Origin of the sequence: Flavobacterium nitrogenifigens, assembly GCF_003254565.1 — a bacterium.
Lineage (GTDB): Bacteria > Bacteroidota > Bacteroidia > Flavobacteriales > Flavobacteriaceae > Flavobacterium > Flavobacterium nitrogenifigens.
The window spans coordinates 78,662-101,707 of the sequence record NZ_QJRI01000174.1; the positions used below are offsets into that span (position 1 = coordinate 78,662).

Here is a 23,046-nt window from a genome sequence, read left to right on the forward strand (position 1 = left end):
TGCTTTTTAGATATGTTGAGAAACCTTTGAACCTATGTTACTTTGAACCTTCGCAGCAAAAAATTAGCAAGCGCATTCTATTTTTAAGCCTTGCTTCACTCCTTTTGTGCCTTCAGTTGCAAAACCATCGATTTTCCACCATTCTAGACCACCAATTAATTCTTTTACCTTAAATCCAAGTTTTGTCATATTCAAAGCACCTTTTGTAGAAGCGTTACAGCCAATTCCTGTGCAATACGTCACGTATAACACTTCTTTATCTAAATGTTTGGTCGTTTCTTCATTCATTTCGCGATGCGGAATATTAATCGCATTCGGAATATGCTCTTCGTCATAACTAAAAGCTCTTCTAGCATCGATTACAATAATTTTTTCGCCATTGTTTAAAGCTTCAAATAAATCTGAAGGATCCATTTCATAAGCTAGCTTGTTTTCGTAATGTTTAATTTGTGCTTCCATGTTGTTTAGGTTTTATTGATTTTGTTTTCCAAAAGTAGAGGATGATTTCATGCCATAAAAACGAAAAGAATTCATCAAAAGCATTACTTTTTTTCATACAAAAGCCAATCTAAAATTTTGTTTCTTTGTGTATTAATTCATCAAAAAATGGAAATTCGCCACTTAAAATTGATAAAAGCAATCGTAGAAGAAGGAAGCATCACGAAAGCGATCGATAAACTCCATTTAACGCAATCGGCTTTAAGCCATCAGCTCAAAGAGGCCGAATATCAATTGGGTACTGCTATTTTTTTGAGAGTCAATAAAAAATTGGTTCTCACAAAAGCAGGCGAAAAAGTTTATGATGTGGCCAATGAAATCCTTACGAAACTTGCTGAAACTGAAACACAGATTAAACAAATGGTTTTTGGAGAATCTGGCGAAATCAGGATTAGTACCGAATGTTTCTCGAGCTATCACTGGCTTCCATCGGTTTTAAAGCAGTTTCATCTTTTATATCCCAATGTAGAATTAAAAATAGTAGCCGAAGCAACACACATTCCGCTACAGAAATTATTAGAGAACACCATAGATATTGCCATTGTAAGCGACACCATTAAAGACAATCATATCAAATACACCGAGCTTTTTCAAGACGAAATGGTAATGGTAGTTTCTGAAAATCATTCTTGGGCTGACAAAAAATATGTAGTTGCAGAAGATTTCATCAACGAACATCTGATTATACATTCGCTTCCGCTGGAAACCGTTACCATTCATCAGTTTCTTTTGGCTCCAGCCAAAGTAAGTCCGAAGAAAATAACGCCAATGCCATTAACTGAAGCTTCTCTAGAAATGGTAAAAGCCGATATGGGTGTTATGTCAATGGCAAAATGGGCACTGCAGCCGCATTTAAAAAACAATCCGATTAAAGCAGTCAAAATTGGGAAGAATGGTTTGAAGCGAAAACACTTCATTGCGACACGAGCCAATGAGAATTACCCCGATTATTTTCATCACTTCATCAGCTTTTTACAAAACGAAATTAACTTACAATGGAATATTCAATAAGAAACTGTAAAGTCTCAGACCTCCCAAAATTGGTTGTTTTATGCCAAAAACACGCCGAATTTGAAAAAGCTGAATTTTCTCCTGAAGGAAAAGAAGAAGGTTTAAAGAATGCTTTATTCGGTCAGAATCCTAAATTATTCTGCCTGGTCGTTTCCTCAGAAGAAACTATCGTTGGTTACGCATCTTATACTTTTGATTTTTCTACTTGGAGTGCACAAACATTTCTCTACATGGACTGTTTGTTTTTGGAAGAAGAAACGAGAGGTTTTGGAATTGGCGAAAAGTTAATAGAAAAGCTAAAAGAAATCGGAACCGAAAATAACTGCGTCAATATTCAATGGCAAACACCCGAATTCAATACAAGAGCCATTAAATTCTATAACAGAATGGGCGCAAAAGGAAAAGACAAAGTCCGATTTACGTTAACTTTGTAAAAATTTGATCTCGCAAAGTCGCTAAGACGCAAAGTTTTTAATTCAAAAAGATTAGTTGCCTCCAGCTTTAGCTGGAGATTTTATAAGATGATTAGCGAGGCTTTAGCTTAAAAGTGGATTTCGGCTAAAGCCAATTTAAAGCAACTCATAATTTCATCCAGCTAAAGCTGGACGCAATTCAACAAAACCTTTGGACCTCTGCCGCTTTGTTCCTTTAAACCTCAAAATATAAAAATGACAAAAATAAGTATACTCGGCTGCGGCTGGCTAGGACTTCCTTTAGCAAAAAACTTAATAGCAAAAGATTATTTGGTAAACGGATCAACAACTTCAGAAAACAAACTTCCTATTTTAAAAGAGGCTGGGATAAATCCTTTTTTGGTGACTGTCGAAAGCGAAAATGTTTCTGAAAACATTACTGATTTTTTAGCGGAAAGCGAAATCTTAATAATAGACATTCCACCAAAATTGAGAGCAGTTGATCCAAGTTCTGAGAAGAAAGCTTTTGTCGAAAAAATTAAAAACCTGATTCCGTTTATAGAAAAATCAACAATTAAAAAAGTCCTTTTTGTAAGTTCAACTTCTGTCTACGGAGATGATAATAGCTTTATAACAGAAGAAACCATTCCAAATCCAGACACCGAGAGTGGCAAGCAATTGGTTTTAGCTGAAAATCTTCTTCAAGAAAATCAACATTTCGAAACCACAATTTTGCGTTTTGGCGGATTAATTGGCGACGATCGTCATCCTATTAAATTTTTAGCAGGAAAAGAAAACATCGAAAATCCAGATGCTCCCGTTAATCTTATTCATCAGAAAGATTGCATTGGCATTATTGAAGCAATAATAAATCAGTCCAAATGGAATGCGGTTTTTAATGCCGTTGCTCCTTTTCATCCAACAAGAGAAGAATATTACACTTCAAAAGCTATTGAAATGGATTTGGCTTTACCGAAATTCAGTTCTCAGCAATCTAATATTAAAAAGATGATTTCGAGTGAAAAGATAGAACGCACATTACAGTATAAATTTATCTTAGAAGAATATTAAAACTTTCAAATAAAGATTAAATAAAAACACTATTTTTCCTTCATAAAAAAATAAGTGTTTTCCCAGATGAAAAAATTCAGGTTTCTATTTTCAGTTAGCATTTTACTGTTTTCACTCTTTCAAGGTTTTGCTCAGACCGATTCTCTGTCGACTGCTCAGCCCAACGAAGAAAGAATAAAAAAATTTCACGCAGATATCAGAGTTAAAGAAAATGGAAACCTTATCGTTACAGAAAACATTACGGTTTATGCTGCTGAACTATTCATAAATCATGGAATTTATAGAGAGCTTCCTATGGAAAGCAATTCTTCGAAAGTTTCTAAAACCAATTTCTATAAAGTTCTAAGCGTATACAGAGGTAATTTGGAAGAACTGTATCACCTAAATATAGACTCCGAAAGATTTGGAATCTACATTGGAGATGAAGAAATGTATCTGCCAGAAGGGACTTATACTTATAAATTGACGTATGAAATTGAAGCACAAATACATTCTTATAGCGATTTCGATGAAGTGTATTGGAATGTTACAGGAAATTATTGGGCATTTGATATTGAAAATGTCACTGCAAAAATAACTTTACCGAAATCTGCAAAAGCATTTCAGACTGCTTGCTACACAGGTCTTTTAGGTTCAAAAGCACACGATTGCAATTCAAAAGTTATAGGCAATTCGATTTATTTTACTTCTAAAAATCTTAAAAAAGGAGAGGGTTTTACCGTTGCAGCAGGTTTTCCTAAAGGATTTGTTCATCAGCCTTTTTTTCGTCCGCATTATAAAATGGATGAATTTTTATCTCCAAGCAGAGTACTACTTGCTCTAGCTTTCGTCGCTTTTTGTTTTGCTTTTTACTATTTTTCTTGGAAACGTCATGGAGAAGATCCTTTATTGGATAAAACCAAGAAAATAAATTTAAAAAGCCTTTATTCTGCAACAGCTCTACAATACATAAAAGACAAAGGCGTTGATTCGAAAACGCTATTAATCACAATAATCAATCTTTCTATAAAAGGTGCTCTCGAAATTTTTGACAATGAGAAAAAAGTTTGGGACGATGATTTTAAATATTCACTTAAAAAAGGAAAAGAAACGTTTGGTTTATCTCATGAAGAAACCGCAGTTTTAGAAGCCTTATTTAGAGAAAATGATTCATTTGAGCTTGACAAAGAAACGTATTTGATTTTCGACAAAGCAAAAGAAGCGCTTGAAAAAAAATTAGAAAAGCAATATAACTTAGCCGATTATTTTTTAAGTAACTCCAAACAAATTCTCATAGGTTTTGTCATTACAATCTCTTCTTTAATGAGTTATTGTTACATTGATAAAGGAACTATCTATTGGGCTGTTATCTTTGGTTTTGTCCTTCTTATAATTACAGCATTGCTTGCTAAAGTAATCATCCAATCTTTCACAAAAGATTTTGGAATGGCTTTGCTGTGTATTCTCTTCTCCATTTTTACGGGTGGTTTTTGCTATGGATTATTCGCCGCAGTCAATTTAGACAAAAGCTACTCTGTCTTAAATTTGATTGTACTTTTCTCAATAATTTCAGGATTTAGCTTTTATTTAAGCATAATCGGCAAGTATACTAAATTAGGCGCCGAGATCAAATTTGAAATCGAAAGATGGAAAAAAGAATTACTTAATTATAAACCAGAAGAAAGCTCTGCAATAAGCGTTTACGAGGAAAATCTGCCATACGTGTTTGCCTTGGGAATTGAAGAAGAATGGAATTCAAAATTTGCAACTATTTTAGAAAAACTGAATTATAAAAATAACTGGATCAAAACAACTGGCAGCAGCTCTTCACAATTTACTTTAAGATCAATTACCCATTTTAGCTCTTCTTACGATTCATTTTCGACTTCTTCCAGCAGCGGAAGTTCTGGAGGAGGAAGCTCTGGAGGCGGTGGAGGAGGCGGAGGAGGCGGTGGCTGGTAAAATCCTTCTCAGATTTAACTTATATAATTTATCGATTTAAAAAAACTTTGCGAACTTAGCGATAAACTTTTGCGCCCTTGCGGTTAAAAATTATGGAAACAGTTTTCATCAATTCGCCTTTAGGAATCACCAAAATTATTGGAGATGAAAACGGCATTTCGATAATTTCGGTTTCTGATGTTGGCACTAATGATGTTTCTAAGGAAATTCCTGAAGTTTTGCAAGATGCCGTTTTGCAACTAAACGAATATTTTGAAGGCAAAAGAACCGATTTTGACTTAAAACTGAATCCGAAAGGAACCGAATTTCAGCAGAAAGTCTGGAAATCTCTTCTTGAAATTCCGTACGGAAAAACGGTAAGCTACATGGATCAGACCAAAAAATTGGGCGATGTAAAAGCAATTCGTGCTGTAGCCTCGGCAAATGGCAAAAATCCGCTTTGGATTGTAGTTCCTTGTCATCGCGTTATTGGCACAAACGGATCTTTGACCGGTTACGCTGGCGGATTGTCACGTAAAAAATGGCTTTTAGAACATGAAAGCCCGTCTTTACAGCAAAGTTTGTTTTAGTATTTTTTTTGCCACGAATTTCACGAATTACGCTAATTTTTCTACCCTTTGATCTTTTTATTTTTAAATTTCAATATTTAAAATCAGAAAATTCGCTCAATTAAATATTTCGTTATTTATAAAAAATCAAATTTGCGTATATTTATATCGGCAAAGAATTAGTGCAATTCGTGAAATTCGTGGCAAACCCATAGCAAAAAATATGATTGAAAAAATTAATCTCAACAATATTCTCTTCCTAGATATAGAAACGGTTCCTGAAGAAGAAAACTTCAATTCGCTCGACGCGGAAATGCAATCACTTTGGGATTTGAAAACGCAATATCAAAGAAAAGACGAGGTTTCTCCTGAGGAATTTTACGAACGCGCCGGAATTTGGGCCGAATTCGGAAAGATAATCTGCATTTCGGTTGGATTTTTTACCATCAAAGGAGATGTGCGCAATTTTAGAGTAACTTCTTTTTTTGGTGAAGAAAAGAAAATCCTAAAAGACTTTTCTAATCTAGTCAACAATCATTATAATCAGCCTCAACATTTGCTGTGCGGACATAATTCGAAAGAATTTGATATTCCGTTTATTGCCCGAAGAATGATCATCAATCAAATGCCAATTCCAGATAAACTGAATTTATTTGGAAAAAAACCTTGGGAAATTCCACATTTAGACACTTTAGAATTATGGAAGTTTGGCGATTATAAACATTATACATCTTTAAAATTGCTAACCAAGATTCTCGGCGTTCCATCGCCAAAAGGCGATATTGACGGAAGTCAGGTTGCTCATGTCTATTATGTCGAAAAAGATATTGACAGAATCATTACCTATTGCGAAAAAGATACAATTGCTGTAGCTCAGATTTTCTTGCGTTTACGTCGAGAAGATTTGCTAATTGATGATGAAATAATTCATGTATAACTTCTTTAGATGCTAAGATTCTAAGATTCTTTTGCATGAACTTATATAACTTTTATGGTTTAAAATGATTCATTCCGAAATTTCACATTATCGTATGGCTTCTCAGAAGCTTTATCAGGAAAACCAATGTTCTCCCGAGGAAATCGTGCATCATTTTGGTGCTATGCAGGCTCAAGATTATGCTATGGCAAAATGGGCAATTGGTTCACGCTGTAATTCTTCCGAAAAAATAATTGAAGAAGCTGTTAATTCGGGAAAAGTAATTCGAACTCATATTCTACGTCCAACTTGGCATTTTGTTTCTGCCGATGATATTTATTGGATGCTTGAGCTTTCTGCTCCACAGGTAAAACGCTTTACAGCTTCCGCAGCAAAAAAATTTGGTTATGATGAGAAAAAGCTAGATCAAGTTAACTCTTCTATCGAAAAACTATTAGCTGGAAATAATCATTTGACTCGGGACGAAATCATGCAAGAACTTGGCATAAAGAAAACTTCAAGTGAAGACTTTTTGAGCGCTGCCATTATGATGAATGCAGAATTGGATGGTTTAGTTTGTAATGGAAGAATGAAAGGCAAACAAATCACTTATGCTTTACTCGAAGAAAGGGTTCAAAAACCAAAAGCCAAAATGAGTAAAGAAGAAAGTTTAGCCAGACTCGCTCTGCGTTATTTTGAAAGTCACGGCCCAGCAACTTTACTGGATTTTTCGTGGTGGTCTGGTTTTGCGCCAACAATTTGCCAGAAAGCAATTAACGCAATTGAGTTGCAATTGAGCTCGATTACCATTGACAATCAGACTTATTTGTTCTCTAAAAACCGTTCGATCGAGGATAACTTTCGCGAAAGCGTACATTTTCTGCCAGCATTCGACGAAATTTTGATTTCATACAAAACGCGTGAAGTTTCATTTACCGGAAATCATCAATCGAAAACTTTTACCAATAATGGCATTTTTAAACCTGTCATTTTAGAAAATGGAAAAGTAATTGGAATCTGGAAACGAACCATTAAAAAAGATCATGTAAAAATTGAAACGGAGTTTTTTAATGAAACTGCCAGTTCGAAAAAAGAGATTTTGTTTGAAGGAATTAAAACTTTTGAAACTTATTTGGAAACCAAAGTTGTGATTGAGTAATTAATTTTTAAAGTTTAAAAAAAAATCAAAAATTATTAAATGAATAAAAAAACTATCGCCCTTATTTTCTCATTCTTAGGAATCGTTTCATTATTTCTTCCATATAATCAGGATATTGTAATTGCTTGTGGCAAAGACTTCGGTTCAAAAGAGTATTATCATAATAGTTTTATAAATTTCATTACAGAATCTTTTAATAAAACATTGAATATTAGCAATATAATTGAAGCTTTCCTCATTCTTATTATTTATTTTTCACTTATTTTTTCTTCAATACTATTTCTATTTAATAAAATCAAAATTTCTATTTTTCTTATTTTCATAACATTGTTCTTAATGACAATCTCTTTCGTTAGCTCAAGAAATGACTTGCTTTTTGGATATTATTTAATGGCTCTTCATCAAATATTACTTTTGTTTTACATCGTACAATCAAAAAACAAATTCGAACCAGCTTGAGTCTATCTTGAAAAATCAAATTTACTTTTGTAATTGTCATTGCAATTGATTTATTTAAATTTACAAAAAATTACAATTATGGTATTAAGCAGATTTTGGTTAGTTATTTTTATTTCTTCGATTCTTTTTATTGTAGTCAGTCTATTTACTGCCAATACTTATACCATTGATTCTGTTTTAAATGGAAAAAAAGACGATCCTGTTTTAGTTTCTGAAAAATACATCGAAGAGCTTCCCGCCTTCTTAAAAGACAGCATAAAAAAAGCGCCAGATCAGACCATGATCATCAATCGTGATACGCTAAATGCTGACACGACTTATGTTTACAAAAACAAAACTGTAAAAATTTACAGCGGACTTCAAAAATCGGATGGTTTACTGCCAACTTGTAAAAGCACTTTAGTCGATTTGATTTTGCCTCTTATTGCTTATTTAGCCTTTTTCTGCGGATTAATGGAACTTTTAATCGTTTCTGGAGCTTCTGGAAACTTGGCAAAAGCCCTAAGTCCGGTATTTGTAAAAGTATTTCCAAGCATTCCTAAAAATCACCCTTCAATATCCTACATGACCTTAAACTTTGCTGCCAATTTCTTGGGATTAGATTCTGCTGCAACACCATTTGGATTGAAAGCCATGGAAAGTTTACAGGAAATAAACCCTGAAAAAGATAAAGCCAGTGATGCACAAATCATGTTTATGTGTCTTCACGCTTCTGGACTAACTTTAATCGCAACTTCGATTATCGGTTATCGTGCGGCTGCAAATGCTAGCAATCCTGCCGATGTAATGTTGCCATGTATCATTACTTCGTTTATTGGAACTATTGCTGCTTTTTTAATTGTGGGAATCAAACAGAAAATCAATTTCAAAAGCGCTTCTCTTTTAATTGGTTTGATGGGATTAATTGCTGCAATTGTTGGTTTGTTGATGTATGTAAATCATTTAGATTTAATTGGAAAAAACTATTTCACTTCTAACCTTTCTGGATTAATATTATTGGCAATTATTGTATTTACGCTGATCTTTTCTTTTAGACATGAGAAAAAGTTCAGAGAAGCGGACACTACTGTTTTCGATACTTTTGTTGTTGGTGCCAATAACGGAGTTAAAACCGGAGTTACGATTTTCCCTTATGTTTTAGGAATGTTGGTTGCAATCTCATTATTCAGAAACAGCGGTTTATTCGAAATCATTAGTGATGCCATCGGATTTATCTTTTCGAATCTTGGCGTAAGCAAAGAAATTACAAATGCACTTCCCGTTGCCATGTTGCGTCCGTTTAGTTCTGCAGGTTCAAGAGGTTTCTTAATTGATTCTATGAATACTTTTGGAGCAGATTCTTTGACTGCTAGATTGAGCAGTATTTTCCAATGCAGTGCCGAAAGCACATTTTATGTTATTGCAGTTTATTTTGGTTCTGTAAACATTAAAAATACTCGATATGCGCTAGGTACGATGCTTTTGGTTGATTTAGTCTGCGTTATTACAGCAATTTTTGTGGCAACTTGGTTTTTCTAAGACCATCTAAAGTACAAAATTGGTCATTTCTTATTTTTCATAAACAACTTTAAAACAACAGATAACATTTGTTGTTTTAAAGTTTTGATATAAGTTACCCGTATGAATCGGACGCATTATCCTACATTATTTTAATATTTTTTATAAAAAACCTCTTATAATTTTATACTTTAGCCTTCTAACATAAATAAAACAATTAAATATTCCCCCAAATATGTTTAAATGGTTTTTAAGTAAAAAAAAGGAATCTAAGAATTCTGAGAAAATCGAATGCGCTGAAGAGCCAAAACCTACAGAAAAACCTGTATCAGCACAAAACAAATTCGATACCAACAAAATGGACTGGCTCATTAATGACTCGCTTCTTGCTTTTATGCCTCGCGAATTATTTATGCACTATTCTGATCCTAACACCGCACCAGATCCTCAGGATCCTTCCTGGCAAAATCAAGGACTGTATTTTTGGAAAGAAAAGGAAGCTTTTGAAAACAAATCGCTCCCAGAGTTTTTTGGAACTATGGACCAGAGATTATTTCTTATCAACGAAGTGCCAGATTATATTTCGCTTGTCTCAGGAAAAGCGATGCCTTGGTTTGGAATGCCTGGAGGTGGAGAAAAATTCTTTTTCAGATATGATGAGACTACACCCGTAACTTTAGAAGAAGCCCACAAACTCAATATTATCAATTATGTTGAAATTGTGGAATTGAATCAAGATAATCTGAGTGTTTTAAACGATAGGGATAATTATTGCTTTTTAATTGATCCTTACGAAGTGAAATACGAAGACCAGCTTTTTTATCTTAATGGTGAAAAAATCTCGCTCGCAGAGCTTTATCAAAAAAAGAAACTTTTAGTTCTATCTGTTGAATAAAATCACTTTTGAATTATAATTATGAAAATCCACACTCTTTTCTTACTACTTGTTTTAATAGGATGCCAAAAAACTAAACCTACAGATGCTGCAGCCCCAATTGCAGAAATTATTGAACCGCAAGAAACATTGGAGGTCACAAATGATGAAAAGATCATCAAAACCGACACTGTATCTATTTATACTGACGGAACAGAATCATCCACAGATTATATTCTAGCGCATTTGGTAAATCAAGAGGCAGACAAAGACAGTATTGTTACCGTAAAATACCGATTAGATTTTTACCAAAATAAATCCAAAACTGCTTCTTCAAAAATTGCAATTAAAGGTTTTCAAAAAGGTTCTGAGTGGATGGCTTCTTACGGATTGACATCTGAAAGTTCAAAAAATTCTCCATTTATACAAATCTCACTTGGATATCCTGCATGCGGTTATTCTCATGACCACTATCTGTACTACCTAAAAAACAGCGCATTACAATTGGTGCACCAATGGAGCACAATGACTGATAGCGGTTGGGGAAGCTGGGTAGAAATCGAAAATCCATCTACCTATTCTGATCCGAAATCCTTTTATTGCAAAACTGTTGCATTTGTACCTGCAGATGAAGATGAGAACGTAGACATGGGAATTCTTACACACTCAGATTCAATATCTTTCGAATTAAAAGACAGTAAATGGAAAAAGATGCTACTATCGGTAAAAGACAAACCATACTTTGAAAAAAAGATGACGTTTGATCAATTCAATAGCGTCGAATAAAATCATAAAACTGTCGAAGAGTGTTAATTCAAATTCTTTCTTAGGTAAATAATTTCTAAATTTGTAAAAAAACAAAACAATGATTGATTTTATATACCAAGATCCTTATCCGATCTTAAAGGATGATACGCAGTACCGCAAAATCACTTCTGATTTTGTAAAAGTTGAAAAATTTGGAGAACGTGAAGTTTTAACCGTTGATCCAAAAGGTTTAGAATTATTGGCTGAAGAAGCTTTGACTGATGTTTCGTTTATGTTGAGAACTTCTCATTTGCAAAAATTGAGAAAAATTCTAGACGATCCAGAAGCAACAGACAATGACCGATTTGTAGCTTACAATTTGCTTCAAAACGCATCTGTAGCTGCCGAAGGTCAATTGCCAAGCTGTCAGGATACGGGAACTGCAATTGTAATGGCCAAAAAAGGAGAAAGCATTTTTACTGGTGTTGATGATGCAGAATGGTTAAGCCGCGGTATTTTCAATACTTACCAGAAAAGAAATTTACGTTATTCTCAGATTGTTCCGATTTCGATGTTTGAAGAAAAGAATTCAGGATCAAATCTTCCGGCACAAATTGATATTTATGCAAAAAAAGGAACTTCTTATGACTTTTTGTTCATGGCAAAAGGTGGAGGATCTGCAAACAAAACGTATTTATACCAACAGACAAAATCTTTATTGAATGAAAAATCGCTTGACGAATTCATTCGCACAAAAATTAAAGATTTAGGAACTTCTGCTTGTCCTCCGTACCATTTAGCTTTGGTTATTGGTGGAACTTCTGCCGAAGCCAACTTAAGCGCTGTTAAAAAAGCTTCTGCTGGATATTATGATCATCTTCCAACTTCTGGAAACATGGCTGGTCAGGCTTTCCGTGATCACGAATGGGAAGAAAGAGTTCAGAAAATCTGCCAGGAAAGTGCCATTGGAGCGCAATTTGGAGGAAAATATTTCACACACGACGTTCGTGTAATCCGTTTGCCTCGTCACGCGGCTTCTTGTCCCGTTGGATTAGGAGTTTCTTGTTCTGCAGACAGAAACATTAAAGGAAAAATTACAAAAGACGGAATCTTCGTTGAGCAATTAGAAGTAAACCCAAAACAATTTTTACCAGAAACGGCTCCACATTTAGAGGCTCCAGTAGAAATTGATTTAGATCAGCCAATGGCAGATATTTTGGCAAAATTGTCTCAATATCCAGTTAAAACTCGTTTAAAACTAAACGGAACTGTAATTGTTGCCCGAGATATTGCTCACGCAAAAATTAAAGAATTGTTAGACGCTGGAAAACCAATGCCTGACTATTTCAAAAATCATCCAGTATATTATGCTGGTCCAGCAAAAACTCCAGACGGAATGGCTTCTGGAAGTTTCGGACCAACAACTGCTGGCCGTATGGACGTTTATGTGGATGAATTCCAGAAAAATGGCGGAAGTATGATTATGTTGGCAAAAGGAAACCGTACTAAACAAGTTACTGACGCTTGTAACAAATACGGCGGATTCTATTTAGGCTCTATCGGAGGTCCTGCTGCTATTTTGGCTCAAGACAACATTCTTAAAGTAGAAGTGGTTGATTTTGAAGAATTAGGAATGGAAGCCGTTCGTAAAATTACAGTTAAAGATTTCCCTGCATTCATTATCACAGACGATAAAGGAAATGATTTCTTTGCTAATTTATAATTTTTCTTAACCGCAAAGAGCGCAAGGATTTACGCAAAGTTCACAAAGAATTATATAAAACAAAAACCGCCTATTGGGCGGTTTTTGTTTTGAAATATATAGCGTGCCTTGCGTAAATCCTTGCGCTCTTTGCGGTTAAAGTACCATTATGCGCTTAAATCCTGTTTTTCAAAAGCTATAAAATGAGATATTTCGCCTTTTAGATTATATATTGGCGAAGCATCTATTTTGCATTTATAAGTCTGTCCGTTTTTTCGATAATTTTCAAGAGTTTTTGCAAAAGGAATCTGCTTTTTCACGGCTTCTCTTATATCTTTTAAATCCTTTTTGGAAGTTGCTGGGCCTTGAAACATTTTTGGAGTTTTTCCCAAAACTTCTTCCTCTTTGTAACCTGTCATTTTTTTTATTCCGCTTGACGCGAAAACAATTTTCAAATCAAGATCTGTCACCAAAACCACTTCGTTTTTGATTCTTTCCTGAATGTTAAGCTTCTTTTCGTCCCAGATAAATTCATTCGAAATTTTGCTTACTCTTTTCAAGTCATCACTTAATCCTTTTAGCTCATTTAGATATTCGTAATGAAAATCCCAAGCTAGGATTGGAACTGAATTTCGTTGCAGTGAATCATCAGAATTTTTATTTTTCATATCAAAACAATTCAAGAGATTGATAGATCCTTTTACTCAAAGATACAAGAAAAATCCTGTTATAAAAAGCTTAGCATCTTAATATACGCTTAATAAGCGTTATCAAAATGTAAATTTTAACTGAACGACAACTGCCTTTTTTACTTCAGTATTCAAATTACTCAGTGAAATTCCAAGCAGCCTAACAGAATCTTTCATTTTTTCCTGATACAATAGCTCTTCAACATTTTCCATAATCAAACTTTTATCAGAAATAAAATAAGGCAAGGTTTTACTTCTTGTCTGCTGCGTAAAATCGCTGTATTTAATTTTGAGTGTAATGGTTTTACCCGAAACATTATGTCTTTTTAAACGTTTTTCCAACGAACCAGCAATTCGTTCCAATTGTTCCATCATAAAAATTTCAGAAGACAGATTTACGTCAAAAGTGTGTTCTGCTGCTACAGATTTAGCAATTCGGGAAGATTTTACTTCACTATTGTGAATTCCTCTCACGACATGATAATAAAATGCTCCTGATTTTCCGAAATGTTTCTCTAAAAACTCTAAAGACTTACTTTTCAAATCGGTTCCAGTAAAAATCCCGAGCTGATACATTTTTTCTGTAGTAACTTTACCGACTCCATAAAATTTACGAATAGGCAAATCTTCCAAAAAAGCTTCTACTTCGTCAGGGTTAACCGTTTTTTGTCCGTTTGGCTTATTATAATCACTGGCAATTTTGGCCACAAATTTATTGACCGAAATACCTGCAGACGCCGTCAGCCCCACTTCGTTAAGAATCCTTGCTCTAATTTCCTGAGCTAAAAGGCTTGCGCTTGGATTTCCTTTTTTGTTTTTAGTGACATCCAAATAAGCTTCGTCAAGCGAAAGAGGTTCAACCAAGTCGGTATATTCATGAAAAATTTTATGGATTTTGGACGAAATCTCTTTGTAACGATCAAATCTTGGTCTGACGAAGATAATTTCTGGACAGTATTTTTTGGCTAAAACTCCGCTAAGAGCGCTTCGAACACCAAACTTTCTAGCTTCGTAACTTGCTGCCGAAACCACACCCCGATTCTCCGAACCTCCAACCGCAACTGGTTTTCCTCTTAACTCCGGATTGTCCATCTGCTCTACCGATGCATAAAAGGCATCCATATCAATATGAATTATTTTACGATATGTTGGTGTTTCAGACATATTGCAAATTTAAAAAGGAAAACCAATAAAAAAACGCCGTAAATAGTTATAAATCATATCAATTTTTAAAGAATGTGAATTCGATGAGAAAATAACTATACCCAAAAAAAAAGCCACAGTATAGAACTGCAGCTTTTTAAACTTAAAAATAAATTGACCTTATTTAAAATTGACTCTTATTGGCTTTGGTTCACTTATATATGGCCCCGTTCTTACTTGAACTGTTCCTTCAAAATAACTTCCATCATTAACACTAACAAAGAAAAAATCATCTTTACTTGTATTTCTAGGTATTGGATAATTAATCTCTGTACCTTCAGAATTCATATATTTAAAGCTCGGATCTGAATCATAAGCACTTAACAAAATTTCACCTGAACCAGATTGATCTTTAAAAATTAAAGAGGAAGAAGCTTGATATTTACGATAAGACGCTCCTGTAAGGAAATCCAAATTGAACTTATACCTAAAATTGCTTCCCTTAAGAACCATTGTTTCTCCACCTTTAAAAACATTTTTATTGATCGAAGTAAGCGCTGGCAATCGTTCGCTTTGTACCAATATATCTTTTTCAAAATAGGCTTCGGTCAAATTATTATATCTAACGGATAAATAATATCTACCTTCTGGAACTCCTACTGGAACAATAAATTCAATTTTTTTTGTTTCTGCATTTACAGAATAATCGATGTTATATTGTTTAAATGTCGTTACATCTTCTAATCTAATTCCTGATATTCCTGTTGTCGAAAGTGTACTTATAATTGTATTTTTTATATTATGAAAATAAAAATAATCCTCAGTTGGTTTTAACTCATCTGAACTGTAAGCAAATATTGTTGTATAATCTTCTGCATAAGGGTAGACAATTTCATTAAAAGTTTTGCTTCGCACTATAAAATGATCCGTGTAAAGCTGATTTGTAGTTTTATTTTTAATTACTAATGTATAGACTCCTTCATTTTTTGGCGCTGCCTTGAATGCAATTCTTTGAACATTTTTGTTAGAAATACTAATTCTCGTACTTTCAACTCTGTCTAGTGTCACAGGAACGTTAGTTCCATTTTCATCCGTAATTTTTAGATCCCAATTTCCTAAATTTTTATCAAAGCTGAAAGCTAAAAAAGTAATATCCCCACTATTTGCAAAAGGTGTCAGGACGTCTTTTTCAAATTCTAAAAATTCAAATTGTTCAGATTGATTGTCTTCACTAGAACATGAAAAAAAAGCTACAGAGAGAAGTAACAAGCAAATAAATTTTAATTTCATCTTAATACGTTTTATTTTATAATGAGCCGCAAATATAACATTAAGAAATTATTTTAGTAAGATAACTTTTTCAAATATTAAAGTTTAACATCTTATTATTTTTAAACAAATCATTTTCCCTATTTTTGTTCTTCTACTCGAAAAATTAAATAATGCGAACATTTGTTATAGGTGACATTCACGGCGGATTACTTGCACTTGAACAGGTACTCGAGAGAGCCAAAGTTACTACAGAAGATACTCTAATTTTTTTGGGCGATTACGTTGACGGCTGGAGTCAGTCTGTTGAAGTAATTGACTATTTGATTGATTTAAAAAGCAAACAAAATATCATCTGCATAAGAGGAAACCATGACCAACTTGCTTTAGAGTGGCTAGAAAACAGGCACGATGATCTAGATGAAGAAACATGGTTTAAACATGGCGGAAAAGCTACGGTTGAAGGCTACGCTAAAATCTCGGAAGAGAAAAAGAAAACTCATATCGAATTTCTAGAAAATCTTCAGGATTATTATCTTGACGATCAAAATCGTTTATTTGTGCATGCAGGTTTTACCAATTTGAATGGTGTGAAATGGGAATATTTTTCGAAACTATTCTACTGGGACAGAACACTTTGGGAAACTGCTCTTTCATTAGACCCAAAATTAAAGGAAGACGACTTACACTATCCTAAAAGATTTACCGTTTATAAGGAAGTTTATATTGGTCATACCCCAGTTACCCGAATCGGCGAGACGGTTCCTGTAAATAAAGCTTGTGTTTGGAACGTAGATACTGGAGCAGCATTCAGAGGTCCGCTTACAATTTTAAACGTTGACACAAAAGAATACTGGCAAAGTGAACCCTTAAACGAACTCTATTTTAACGAAAAAGGTAGGAATTAATTTATTTAAAACATTACATTTGCTGCCACAATAATTAATATTAAATTTTTATGAAAAAGGTTATTACACTTTTGTTTTTAGTGACATTCGGATTTGTTAATGCTCAAGAAGCTTTCAAAGGAAAGGGAGATATTAAAGTAAACGTAGGTGCTAATTTACAAGATGGTGGTTCTGGAATTCAAGGTTCTGTTGATTTTGGTTTAGGAGAAAATTTCTCTTTTGGTTTTGTTGCTAACTATATCCTAGGATTTGATAATTTTAATGGTTTCTACCACGGAAGTGCAGATGTTTATCACGATGCTGAACCAGATTTCTCAGATCGTTTTGATGCAAAAGCAAGAATCAATGCTAACTTATCTAGCGTAATTGGCGTAAAAGAACTAGACGTTTACCCAGGTTTAAGTCTAGGTTTACATAATTTTGGTGGTCATGTTGGAGGTCGTTATTTCTTTACTGAAGGATTTGGTGTTTTCACAGAAATCGGATTCCCAATTGCAAAATATGGTTCAAACAATGATCCTTTCTATCATTTGAATAATCAAGCTACTTTTAGTTTAGGAGCTTCATTTAATTTATAATATTTTCTTAGGTTCAAAGGCTCATAGAAGCAAAGGAACAAAGTTTTTATAAATAGAAAACCGCCCAATTGGGCGGTTTTTATTTTTTGCGTAATAAAAATTTATGATCTGCTGAACTTTCTTTTTAATGTGGCCATAAATTCATTAAGTGTAATTCCATTATTTTCTATTGAATCATCTTCTACTAATTCTGAAATATCTTTTTCCCTATATGGCACAAATAAAGACAAATACCAACTACCTGTATTTGTAATTGCACTTCCATTTAAAAATAACGTCAGAAGATAAAAGAACATTAAAAGCCTAACAAAAACAAAAAACTTTCTATAACCTTTACTCAAGTCATTCTTATTATTTTCTGATATTGCTTTTGCAGTAAAATATATTAATTGAACAATAAAAACTACTATTAGAATATTTGGCAAATATCTTAAACTGTCATAGTTAACTAACAACATTAATAGTGATATAACGATTGAAAATAAGGCATATGTTATAAACAAATAACCTCCCCATTTAATATCTATTTCAAACTTTTCCAAAGACATACTTTTTTAAATCAGAGCAAATGTAAATAAAAGACTATTTAAATTCTTCGGAATTGATTAAAATAAAAAGAGAACCTTCTCTTAAGAAAGTTCTCTTATCTAAATTTATTTTTAACACTTCAACTTTGAGTCTCTGCACCTTTGAGCCTTTGAACCTTAAAAAACCATTTCAGGAATTTCTCCTTCAATAATCAAATCGGCTTCTGTTGAGGCGATGATATGCTCAACTGAGACACCTGGCGCGCGCTCTAAGAGCTTAAAACCTTTTTCAGTTACTTCGAGTACCGCAAGTTCAGTTACGACCTTTTTAACGCAGCCTACGCCTGTCAATGGCAAAGTGCATCTTTTTAAGATTTTTGACTCTCCTGCTTTGTTCACGTGCATCATGGCAACGATGATATTTTCGGCAGAAGCTACCAAATCCATTGCGCCTCCCATTCCTTTTACCATTTTGCCTGGAATTTTCCAGTTGGCGATATCTCCATTCTCAGAAACTTCCATTGCTCCTAGAATCGTCAAATCTACTTTCTGGCTTCGGATCATTCCGAAACTAAACGCTGAATCAAAGAAACTTGCTCCAGGAAGTGTTGTAATGGTTTGTTTTCCCGCATTAATAATATCGGCATCCTCTTCTCCTTCAAAAGGGAAAGGCCCCATTCCTAGAACTCCATTTTCACTTTGAAATTCAACTGCTATATCTTCTCTAACGTAATTTGCAACCAAAGTTGGAATCCCAATTCCTAGATTCACGAAATAACGGTCTTTTACCTCTTTTGCAATTCGTTTTGCTATATCTTCTTTACTAAGTGCCATAAGTTTTTAATGTGTCTTTTTAATGTGCCAATTAGTCCATTTGATAATTAGAAAATGCTTAACACGATCTAAATTAATTATCTAATTGGCACATTGTCTAATTATCTAATAAAATAATCCCAAACTGCTTTTGTTACGTCCGCTATTATTTTTTCTGTATCCTCTCTTTTCTCTGTAATATCTTTCAAGTAAACTGACAGAATGAAATGTTTTCCGTTTGGAAGCTTTACAATTCCAATGTCATTCATTGCTACTCTCAGATTCGCATCATTAGTGCCCGAAATTCCAGTTCTATGTGCTAATTCGGTGTTTTCAGGAAGTCCAGCTTTCATCCAAGTGAGACCTCTTGAAGTTTCAACCATTATTTGATACAAATACTTTGTCGTTTCTTGTTTTAAAATTTCGCCTTTAAAAAACTTCTCGAGCAATTCTGTTGTTGCTATCGGAGTTGTGGTATTGACATAAAGATTCTTCCACGTCTTCATTTGGTCTTCGTTCACTTTAATAACGAAATCCTTGATACCCTGATCATTTATAAACTTTTGAATGTAATTTGTACCTCCGACTAAATTGATCAAAATGTCGCATCCGTTATTGTCACTATGCGAAACCGTGTAACGAAGTATTTTATCTAAAGTCAAATTCACATTTCCCTCTGGATAATCTACTTTCATCGGACTCCACGTATCTTCCTTTAAATCTTTCTTTTTTATAAAGATTTCTTGAGTAAGATTAAGTTTGCCTTCATCAACTTTATGCAAAACCGCTAGAGCAATATGAAATTTAAACACACTCATCATTGGCATTTTTAAATTCCCATTGATGCTTAAAGTATCCTTATTTTCAATGCCTTTCACAGAAACACCTAAAGTTGCACTTTTACTCGAAATAATTTGTTGTAATTGATTTCGAAGTTCATTCGTGCCTTGAGAAAAAACCTGAAACGATAAGAACGAAAAAAGAACTATACTAAATTTAGTCATATTTTTAATGTGTCAATTTTTGAATAATGAGTCAATTAGTCAATTTGATAATTAGATAATACCAAAACAATTATCTAATTGCCACATTTTCTCATTCACTAATTTCTAGCTCTTACAGTTCGTTGTTCAATCCTCTTTTCAAATTTTTCTCCTTGAAAGATACGCTGTACCATAATTCCCGGAATATGAATCTGATTTGGATCTAAAGTCCCAACTGGAACCAATTCTTCTACTTCTGCAATTGTGATTTTCCCAGCGCCAGCCATACAAGCGTTAAAGTTTCTAGCTGTTCCTTTAAAGATCAGATTTCCTGCTTCATCACCTTTCCATGCTTTTACAATGGCAAAATCGGCTTTGAAAGCTTCTTCCATAATATGCATTTTTCCGTTGAATTCGCGTGCTTCTTTTCCTTCTGCCACTTCCGTTCCGTATCCTGCTGGAGTAAAGAATGCAGGTATTCCTGCTTGAGCTGCACGACAGCGTTCTGCAAGAGTTCCTTGCGGAGTTAATTCAACCTCTAATTCTCCCGAAAGCATCTGACGCTCAAATTCGGCATTTTCTCCCACATAAGAAGAAATCATTTTTTTAATCTGCTTTTTCTGCAACAACAATCCTAAACCAAAATCATCTACACCTGCATTATTAGAAATACAAGTTAAATCTGAAATTGATGTGTTTACCAACGCTGCAATTGTATTTTCAGGAATACCACATAATCCGAAACCGCCAAACATGATGGTCATGCCGTTTTCAATCCCTTCAATAGCATCCTGAACGCTATTTACTTTTTTTGTTATCATAACAAACTATCTTTATTGCTGAATATTTTTGATAAAAATAAGATTTTTAGATTAAATTATAACGATTTCGTAAAAATAAAACCAAAAGAAAAATCCCTTTACAAATCTTTCAAAAGACTAGTAAAGGGATTGATATATAATTAGATAAGCATTATTGCAACAATGTTACAATTCAAACTCGTCAGTATTTTGTTCAGTTTGCGTAGTGTCTTTTACGACAGCTGGTCTTTGATAGCAATCTACTTTAATAGAAAGATTTGCTGGACGTTCAAATTCCGATTTTGAAATCTGAAGATCTTTATCGGCATAACACTTTTTCATATAATAACCCCAAACTGGTAAAGCTGCTGTAGCTCCTTGTCCGTAAGTCAAGCTTTTGAAACGCGCTGAACGATCCTCACATCCAACCCAAACTCCAGTCACTAAATTTGGAACCATTCCCATAAACCAACCATCAGACTGGTTTTGCGTTGTTCCAGTTTTACCTGCAATTGGATTTGTAAACATATATGGATATCCTGTCCAACGGTTATCTCCACTTCCACCGCCTTGCGTACGTAAACGCACACCAGAACCACTTTCTGTAACCCCTTCAAGCAATTTGATTACTGCAAAAGCAATATCTTTATTTAAAACGTCATGAGACTCTGGAATCGGCTCATAAATAACCTCACCGCTTTTATTCTCAATCCTGCTTAAAAACTGTGGTTTTACATAAACTCCTTGGTTTGCAAATGTGCTATACGCCGCAACCATGTCTTCAACCGTAATATCTACAGCTCCTAGTGCGATAGATGGCTGTACCGGAATTTCTGTTTTAACCCCTAATTTCTTCGTCAATTCTACAACTGCTTCAGGGCTTGTTCTGTCAATTAATTTAGCCGAAACTGTATTAATAGAACCAGCCAAAGCTTGTTTTAAAGTTACCATACCACGGTAAGTATGGTTTGAGTTTCTTGGCTCCCAATCTTCTGTTACGTGGTGGCGCCCTTTGTGAATCATAAACGGCCCGTCCAAAATGGAATCACAAGGAGACATATTCAATTCTTCAATTGCCGTTGCATAAACGAAAGGCTTGAAAGTAGAACCAACCTGTCTTGCTCCTTGTCCTACGTGATCGTATTGGAAATATTTATAATTAATACCTCCAACCCAAGCTTTAATTGCTCCTGTTTGAGGCTCCATCGACATTAAACCAGATTGTAAAAAGTGCTTGTAATAACGAATAGAATCTAACGGCGTCATTACTGTATCTCTTTCTCCTTTCCAAGTAAAGACACGCATTTTTGTTTTTACTTTGAATGAAGCAATAATATCATCTTCGCTTTTGTCCATTTCTTTCATCTGAGCCCAGCGAACAGAATTCTTCATTGCCTGCATCATGATTCTATCTGTCTCAGCTTGTGTGATATTTACGAATGGAGCATTTTTATTGTTTTTTTGATCAATATAAAACTGTTGTTGAAGATTTTGCATGTGTGCTGCAACAGCCTCTTCAGCATAAGTTTGCATTCTAGAATCTATCGTAGTATAGATTTTAAGACCGTCTTTGTAAATATCGTAGTCAGATCCGTCTGGTTTTTTGTTTTCTGCTACCCATTTCTTCATATAATCACGAAGATACTCTCTAAAATAAGTGGCTATACCTTCACGGTGGCTTTCTAGCTTAAATTTCAAAGTAATTGGCAAAGCTTGAAGTCTTTCTTTTTCAGCTTCAGAAATCATTTTTGCTTTTGCCATTTGAGATAAAACCACATTACGGCGATTCTTCACTCCTTCTGGATTTCTAACGGGATTGTATAAACCTGAGTTTTTGAACATTCCAACCAAAATAGCCGATTCATCAACTGTCAAGTCTTTTGGATCTTTAGAAAAATAGGTTTGTGCTGCAGAACTTACTCCAACAGAATAATTTCCGAAGTCATAAACATTGCAGTACATCGCTAAGATTTCATTCTTAGTATATTGTCTTTCCAGACGAATAGCGATAATCCATTCTTTTATTTTTTGCACAATCCTGAAAGGAAGGAATTTAGACCCTTCACCGTGAAACAATTGTTTTGCAAGCTGTTGTGTCAATGTACTTGCACCACCGTTTGTTCCTAAACTAAAAACGGCTCTTAAAGTTCCGCGTCCATCAATTCCTGAATGCTCATAGAAACGTGCATCTTCAGTTGCAACAAGCGCTTCAACCAGATTTTTAGGCAAATCCGAATATTTAAGCTGAGATCTATTGGTTTTGAAATATTTACCTAATACTACTCCGTCAGAAGAAATAATCTCTGTCGCAAGGTTTGAATCTGGATTTTCTAAATCTTCAAACGAAGGCATAGATCCAAATAAACCCCATGAGGCAAATAAGAAGAAAGCTAAAACCCCTAATAAAGAGTAAGCAAATACCCTCCAGAATTTCTTCTTGTAATAATTAATATCCTTAGTTTTATTTGATGGATTGTTTTTTTTAGCAGCCATAACTATT

At 34.3% G+C, this 23,046-nt stretch carries 23 protein-coding genes; 14 read left to right on the forward strand and 9 right to left on the reverse strand.

What is annotated here, in order from left to right:
• Positions 1-63: 63 nt before the first annotated feature.
• The gene (locus tag DM397_RS11400; RefSeq protein ID WP_111377656.1) at positions 64-459 is read right to left on the reverse strand and encodes a rhodanese-like domain-containing protein; all 396 of its coding nucleotides are present in this window, start codon (positions 457-459) and stop codon (positions 64-66) included.
• Positions 460-606: 147 nt separating this feature from the next.
• Between DM397_RS11400 and DM397_RS11405 the strand changes: the two genes are divergently transcribed.
• The 12 genes from DM397_RS11405 to DM397_RS11460 all read left to right on the forward strand — a co-directional run bounded on the left by DM397_RS11405 (position 607) and on the right by DM397_RS11460 (position 12,857).
• A complete protein-coding gene (locus DM397_RS11405; RefSeq protein WP_111377657.1) occupies positions 607-1,509 on the forward strand; it encodes a LysR family transcriptional regulator in 903 nt (300 codons plus the stop codon).
• Positions 1,494-1,943: a GNAT family N-acetyltransferase gene (locus tag DM397_RS11410; protein ID WP_111377658.1), complete on the forward strand. Its 450-nt coding sequence runs from the start codon at positions 1,494-1,496 to the stop codon at positions 1,941-1,943. Before DM397_RS11405 ends, DM397_RS11410 begins: the two co-directional genes overlap by 16 nt.
• A gap of 234 nt (positions 1,944-2,177) precedes the next feature.
• On the forward strand, positions 2,178-2,993 hold the full coding sequence (locus DM397_RS11415) for an SDR family oxidoreductase (protein WP_111377659.1): 816 nt from the start codon (positions 2,178-2,180) through the stop codon (positions 2,991-2,993).
• Positions 2,994-3,059: 66 nt separating this feature from the next.
• Complete coding sequence (locus DM397_RS11420) at positions 3,060-4,934, forward strand: DUF2207 domain-containing protein (RefSeq protein WP_111377660.1); 1,875 nt, start codon at positions 3,060-3,062, stop codon at positions 4,932-4,934.
• 92 nt (positions 4,935-5,026) lie between these two features.
• Positions 5,027-5,503 (forward strand): methylated-DNA--[protein]-cysteine S-methyltransferase, encoded by a 477-nt coding sequence (locus DM397_RS11425; protein ID WP_111377661.1) that lies wholly within the window; start codon positions 5,027-5,029, stop codon positions 5,501-5,503.
• Positions 5,504-5,705: 202 nt separating this feature from the next.
• Positions 5,706-6,419, forward strand: a complete 714-nt coding sequence (locus DM397_RS11430; RefSeq protein WP_111377662.1) for a 3'-5' exonuclease — start codon at positions 5,706-5,708, stop codon at positions 6,417-6,419.
• Positions 6,420-6,483: 64 nt separating this feature from the next.
• The gene (locus DM397_RS11435; RefSeq protein WP_111377663.1) at positions 6,484-7,557 is read left to right on the forward strand and encodes a winged helix DNA-binding domain-containing protein; all 1,074 of its coding nucleotides are present in this window, start codon (positions 6,484-6,486) and stop codon (positions 7,555-7,557) included.
• Positions 7,558-7,596: 39 nt separating this feature from the next.
• Positions 7,597-8,016 carry a hypothetical protein gene (locus DM397_RS11440; RefSeq protein WP_111377664.1) on the forward strand — a complete coding sequence of 140 codons (420 nt, stop codon included), beginning with the start codon at positions 7,597-7,599 and terminating at the stop codon, positions 8,014-8,016.
• 78 nt (positions 8,017-8,094) lie between these two features.
• The gene (locus tag DM397_RS11445; protein ID WP_111377754.1) at positions 8,095-9,534 is read left to right on the forward strand and encodes a nucleoside recognition domain-containing protein; all 1,440 of its coding nucleotides are present in this window, start codon (positions 8,095-8,097) and stop codon (positions 9,532-9,534) included.
• 214 nt (positions 9,535-9,748) lie between these two features.
• Positions 9,749-10,408, forward strand: a complete 660-nt coding sequence (locus DM397_RS11450) for a hypothetical protein (protein WP_111377665.1) — start codon at positions 9,749-9,751, stop codon at positions 10,406-10,408.
• A gap of 21 nt (positions 10,409-10,429) precedes the next feature.
• Positions 10,430-11,173 (forward strand): hypothetical protein, encoded by a 744-nt coding sequence (locus DM397_RS11455; protein ID WP_111377666.1) that lies wholly within the window; start codon positions 10,430-10,432, stop codon positions 11,171-11,173.
• A gap of 79 nt (positions 11,174-11,252) precedes the next feature.
• Positions 11,253-12,857, forward strand: coding sequence for a fumarate hydratase (locus DM397_RS11460; protein ID WP_111377667.1), 1,605 nt, complete (start codon positions 11,253-11,255; stop codon positions 12,855-12,857).
• 146 nt (positions 12,858-13,003) lie between these two features.
• Here the strand turns inward: DM397_RS11460 and DM397_RS11465 are convergent, their stop codons facing one another.
• The 3 genes from DM397_RS11465 to DM397_RS11475 form a co-directional block, all read right to left on the reverse strand.
• The gene (locus DM397_RS11465) at positions 13,004-13,504 is read right to left on the reverse strand and encodes a PAS domain-containing protein (protein WP_111377668.1); all 501 of its coding nucleotides are present in this window, start codon (positions 13,502-13,504) and stop codon (positions 13,004-13,006) included.
• A gap of 102 nt (positions 13,505-13,606) precedes the next feature.
• Positions 13,607-14,689, reverse strand: coding sequence for a DNA polymerase IV (gene dinB / locus DM397_RS11470; protein ID WP_111377669.1), 1,083 nt, complete (start codon positions 14,687-14,689; stop codon positions 13,607-13,609).
• A gap of 159 nt (positions 14,690-14,848) precedes the next feature.
• Entirely contained in the window at positions 14,849-15,958 is a 1,110-nt protein-coding gene (locus tag DM397_RS11475; protein ID WP_111377670.1) for a hypothetical protein, read from the reverse strand.
• Positions 15,959-16,110: 152 nt separating this feature from the next.
• On the opposite strand from DM397_RS11475, the gene DM397_RS11480 reads away from it, so the two are divergent.
• The gene (locus DM397_RS11480; protein WP_111377671.1) at positions 16,111-16,845 is read left to right on the forward strand and encodes a metallophosphoesterase family protein; all 735 of its coding nucleotides are present in this window, start codon (positions 16,111-16,113) and stop codon (positions 16,843-16,845) included.
• A gap of 50 nt (positions 16,846-16,895) precedes the next feature.
• Entirely contained in the window at positions 16,896-17,423 is a 528-nt protein-coding gene (locus DM397_RS11485) for a DUF6646 family protein (protein WP_111377672.1), read from the forward strand.
• Positions 17,424-17,524: 101 nt separating this feature from the next.
• On the opposite strand, the gene DM397_RS11490 is transcribed toward DM397_RS11485, so the two are convergent.
• The 5 genes from DM397_RS11490 to DM397_RS11510 all read right to left on the reverse strand — a co-directional run bounded on the left by DM397_RS11490 (position 17,525) and on the right by DM397_RS11510 (position 23,039).
• Positions 17,525-17,965: a hypothetical protein gene (locus DM397_RS11490; RefSeq protein ID WP_142479081.1), complete on the reverse strand. Its 441-nt coding sequence runs from the start codon at positions 17,963-17,965 to the stop codon at positions 17,525-17,527.
• Between the two features lie 162 nt (positions 17,966-18,127).
• Positions 18,128-18,784, reverse strand: a complete 657-nt coding sequence (locus DM397_RS11495; protein WP_111377674.1) for a CoA transferase subunit B — start codon at positions 18,782-18,784, stop codon at positions 18,128-18,130.
• A gap of 101 nt (positions 18,785-18,885) precedes the next feature.
• Positions 18,886-19,767 (reverse strand): class A beta-lactamase, subclass A2, encoded by an 882-nt coding sequence (gene bla, locus DM397_RS11500; RefSeq protein ID WP_111377675.1) that lies wholly within the window; start codon positions 19,765-19,767, stop codon positions 18,886-18,888.
• A gap of 98 nt (positions 19,768-19,865) precedes the next feature.
• On the reverse strand, positions 19,866-20,567 hold the full coding sequence (locus DM397_RS11505; protein WP_111377676.1) for a CoA transferase subunit A: 702 nt from the start codon (positions 20,565-20,567) through the stop codon (positions 19,866-19,868).
• A gap of 165 nt (positions 20,568-20,732) precedes the next feature.
• On the reverse strand, positions 20,733-23,039 hold the full coding sequence (locus tag DM397_RS11510; RefSeq protein ID WP_111377677.1) for a penicillin-binding protein 1A: 2,307 nt from the start codon (positions 23,037-23,039) through the stop codon (positions 20,733-20,735).
• Positions 23,040-23,046 lie beyond the last annotated feature (7 nt).

What these genes read in the sequence shown, in the direction of transcription:
- DM397_RS11420 (WP_111377660.1), top strand. Translation starts at nt 3,060, where the DNA reads ATGAAAAAATTCAGGTTTCTATTTTCAGTTAGCATTTTACTGTTTTCA.
- DM397_RS11480 (WP_111377671.1), top strand. Translation starts at nt 16,111, where the DNA reads ATGCGAACATTTGTTATAGGTGACATTCACGGCGGATTACTTGCACTT.
- dinB (WP_111377669.1), bottom strand. Translation starts at nt 14,689, where the DNA reads ATGTCTGAAACACCAACATATCGTAAAATAATTCATATTGATATGGAT.
- DM397_RS11435 (WP_111377663.1), top strand. Translation starts at nt 6,484, where the DNA reads ATGATTCATTCCGAAATTTCACATTATCGTATGGCTTCTCAGAAGCTT.
- DM397_RS11450 (WP_111377665.1), top strand. Translation starts at nt 9,749, where the DNA reads ATGTTTAAATGGTTTTTAAGTAAAAAAAAGGAATCTAAGAATTCTGAG.
- DM397_RS11415 (WP_111377659.1), top strand. Translation starts at nt 2,178, where the DNA reads ATGACAAAAATAAGTATACTCGGCTGCGGCTGGCTAGGACTTCCTTTA.
- DM397_RS11485 (WP_111377672.1), top strand. Translation starts at nt 16,896, where the DNA reads ATGAAAAAGGTTATTACACTTTTGTTTTTAGTGACATTCGGATTTGTT.
- DM397_RS11445 (WP_111377754.1), top strand. Translation starts at nt 8,095, where the DNA reads ATGGTATTAAGCAGATTTTGGTTAGTTATTTTTATTTCTTCGATTCTT.
- DM397_RS11425 (WP_111377661.1), top strand. Translation starts at nt 5,027, where the DNA reads ATGGAAACAGTTTTCATCAATTCGCCTTTAGGAATCACCAAAATTATT.
- DM397_RS11465 (WP_111377668.1), bottom strand. Translation starts at nt 13,504, where the DNA reads ATGAAAAATAAAAATTCTGATGATTCACTGCAACGAAATTCAGTTCCA.
- DM397_RS11405 (WP_111377657.1), top strand. Translation starts at nt 607, where the DNA reads ATGGAAATTCGCCACTTAAAATTGATAAAAGCAATCGTAGAAGAAGGA.
- bla (WP_111377675.1), bottom strand. Translation starts at nt 19,767, where the DNA reads ATGACTAAATTTAGTATAGTTCTTTTTTCGTTCTTATCGTTTCAGGTT.
- DM397_RS11510 (WP_111377677.1), bottom strand. Translation starts at nt 23,039, where the DNA reads ATGGCTGCTAAAAAAAACAATCCATCAAATAAAACTAAGGATATTAAT.
- DM397_RS11505 (WP_111377676.1), bottom strand. Translation starts at nt 20,567, where the DNA reads ATGATAACAAAAAAAGTAAATAGCGTTCAGGATGCTATTGAAGGGATT.
- DM397_RS11475 (WP_111377670.1), bottom strand. Translation starts at nt 15,958, where the DNA reads ATGAAATTAAAATTTATTTGCTTGTTACTTCTCTCTGTAGCTTTTTTT.
- DM397_RS11460 (WP_111377667.1), top strand. Translation starts at nt 11,253, where the DNA reads ATGATTGATTTTATATACCAAGATCCTTATCCGATCTTAAAGGATGAT.
- DM397_RS11440 (WP_111377664.1), top strand. Translation starts at nt 7,597, where the DNA reads ATGAATAAAAAAACTATCGCCCTTATTTTCTCATTCTTAGGAATCGTT.
- DM397_RS11455 (WP_111377666.1), top strand. Translation starts at nt 10,430, where the DNA reads ATGAAAATCCACACTCTTTTCTTACTACTTGTTTTAATAGGATGCCAA.
- DM397_RS11410 (WP_111377658.1), top strand. Translation starts at nt 1,494, where the DNA reads ATGGAATATTCAATAAGAAACTGTAAAGTCTCAGACCTCCCAAAATTG.
- DM397_RS11430 (WP_111377662.1), top strand. Translation starts at nt 5,706, where the DNA reads ATGATTGAAAAAATTAATCTCAACAATATTCTCTTCCTAGATATAGAA.
- DM397_RS11400 (WP_111377656.1), bottom strand. Translation starts at nt 459, where the DNA reads ATGGAAGCACAAATTAAACATTACGAAAACAAGCTAGCTTATGAAATG.
- DM397_RS11495 (WP_111377674.1), bottom strand. Translation starts at nt 18,784, where the DNA reads ATGGCACTTAGTAAAGAAGATATAGCAAAACGAATTGCAAAAGAGGTA.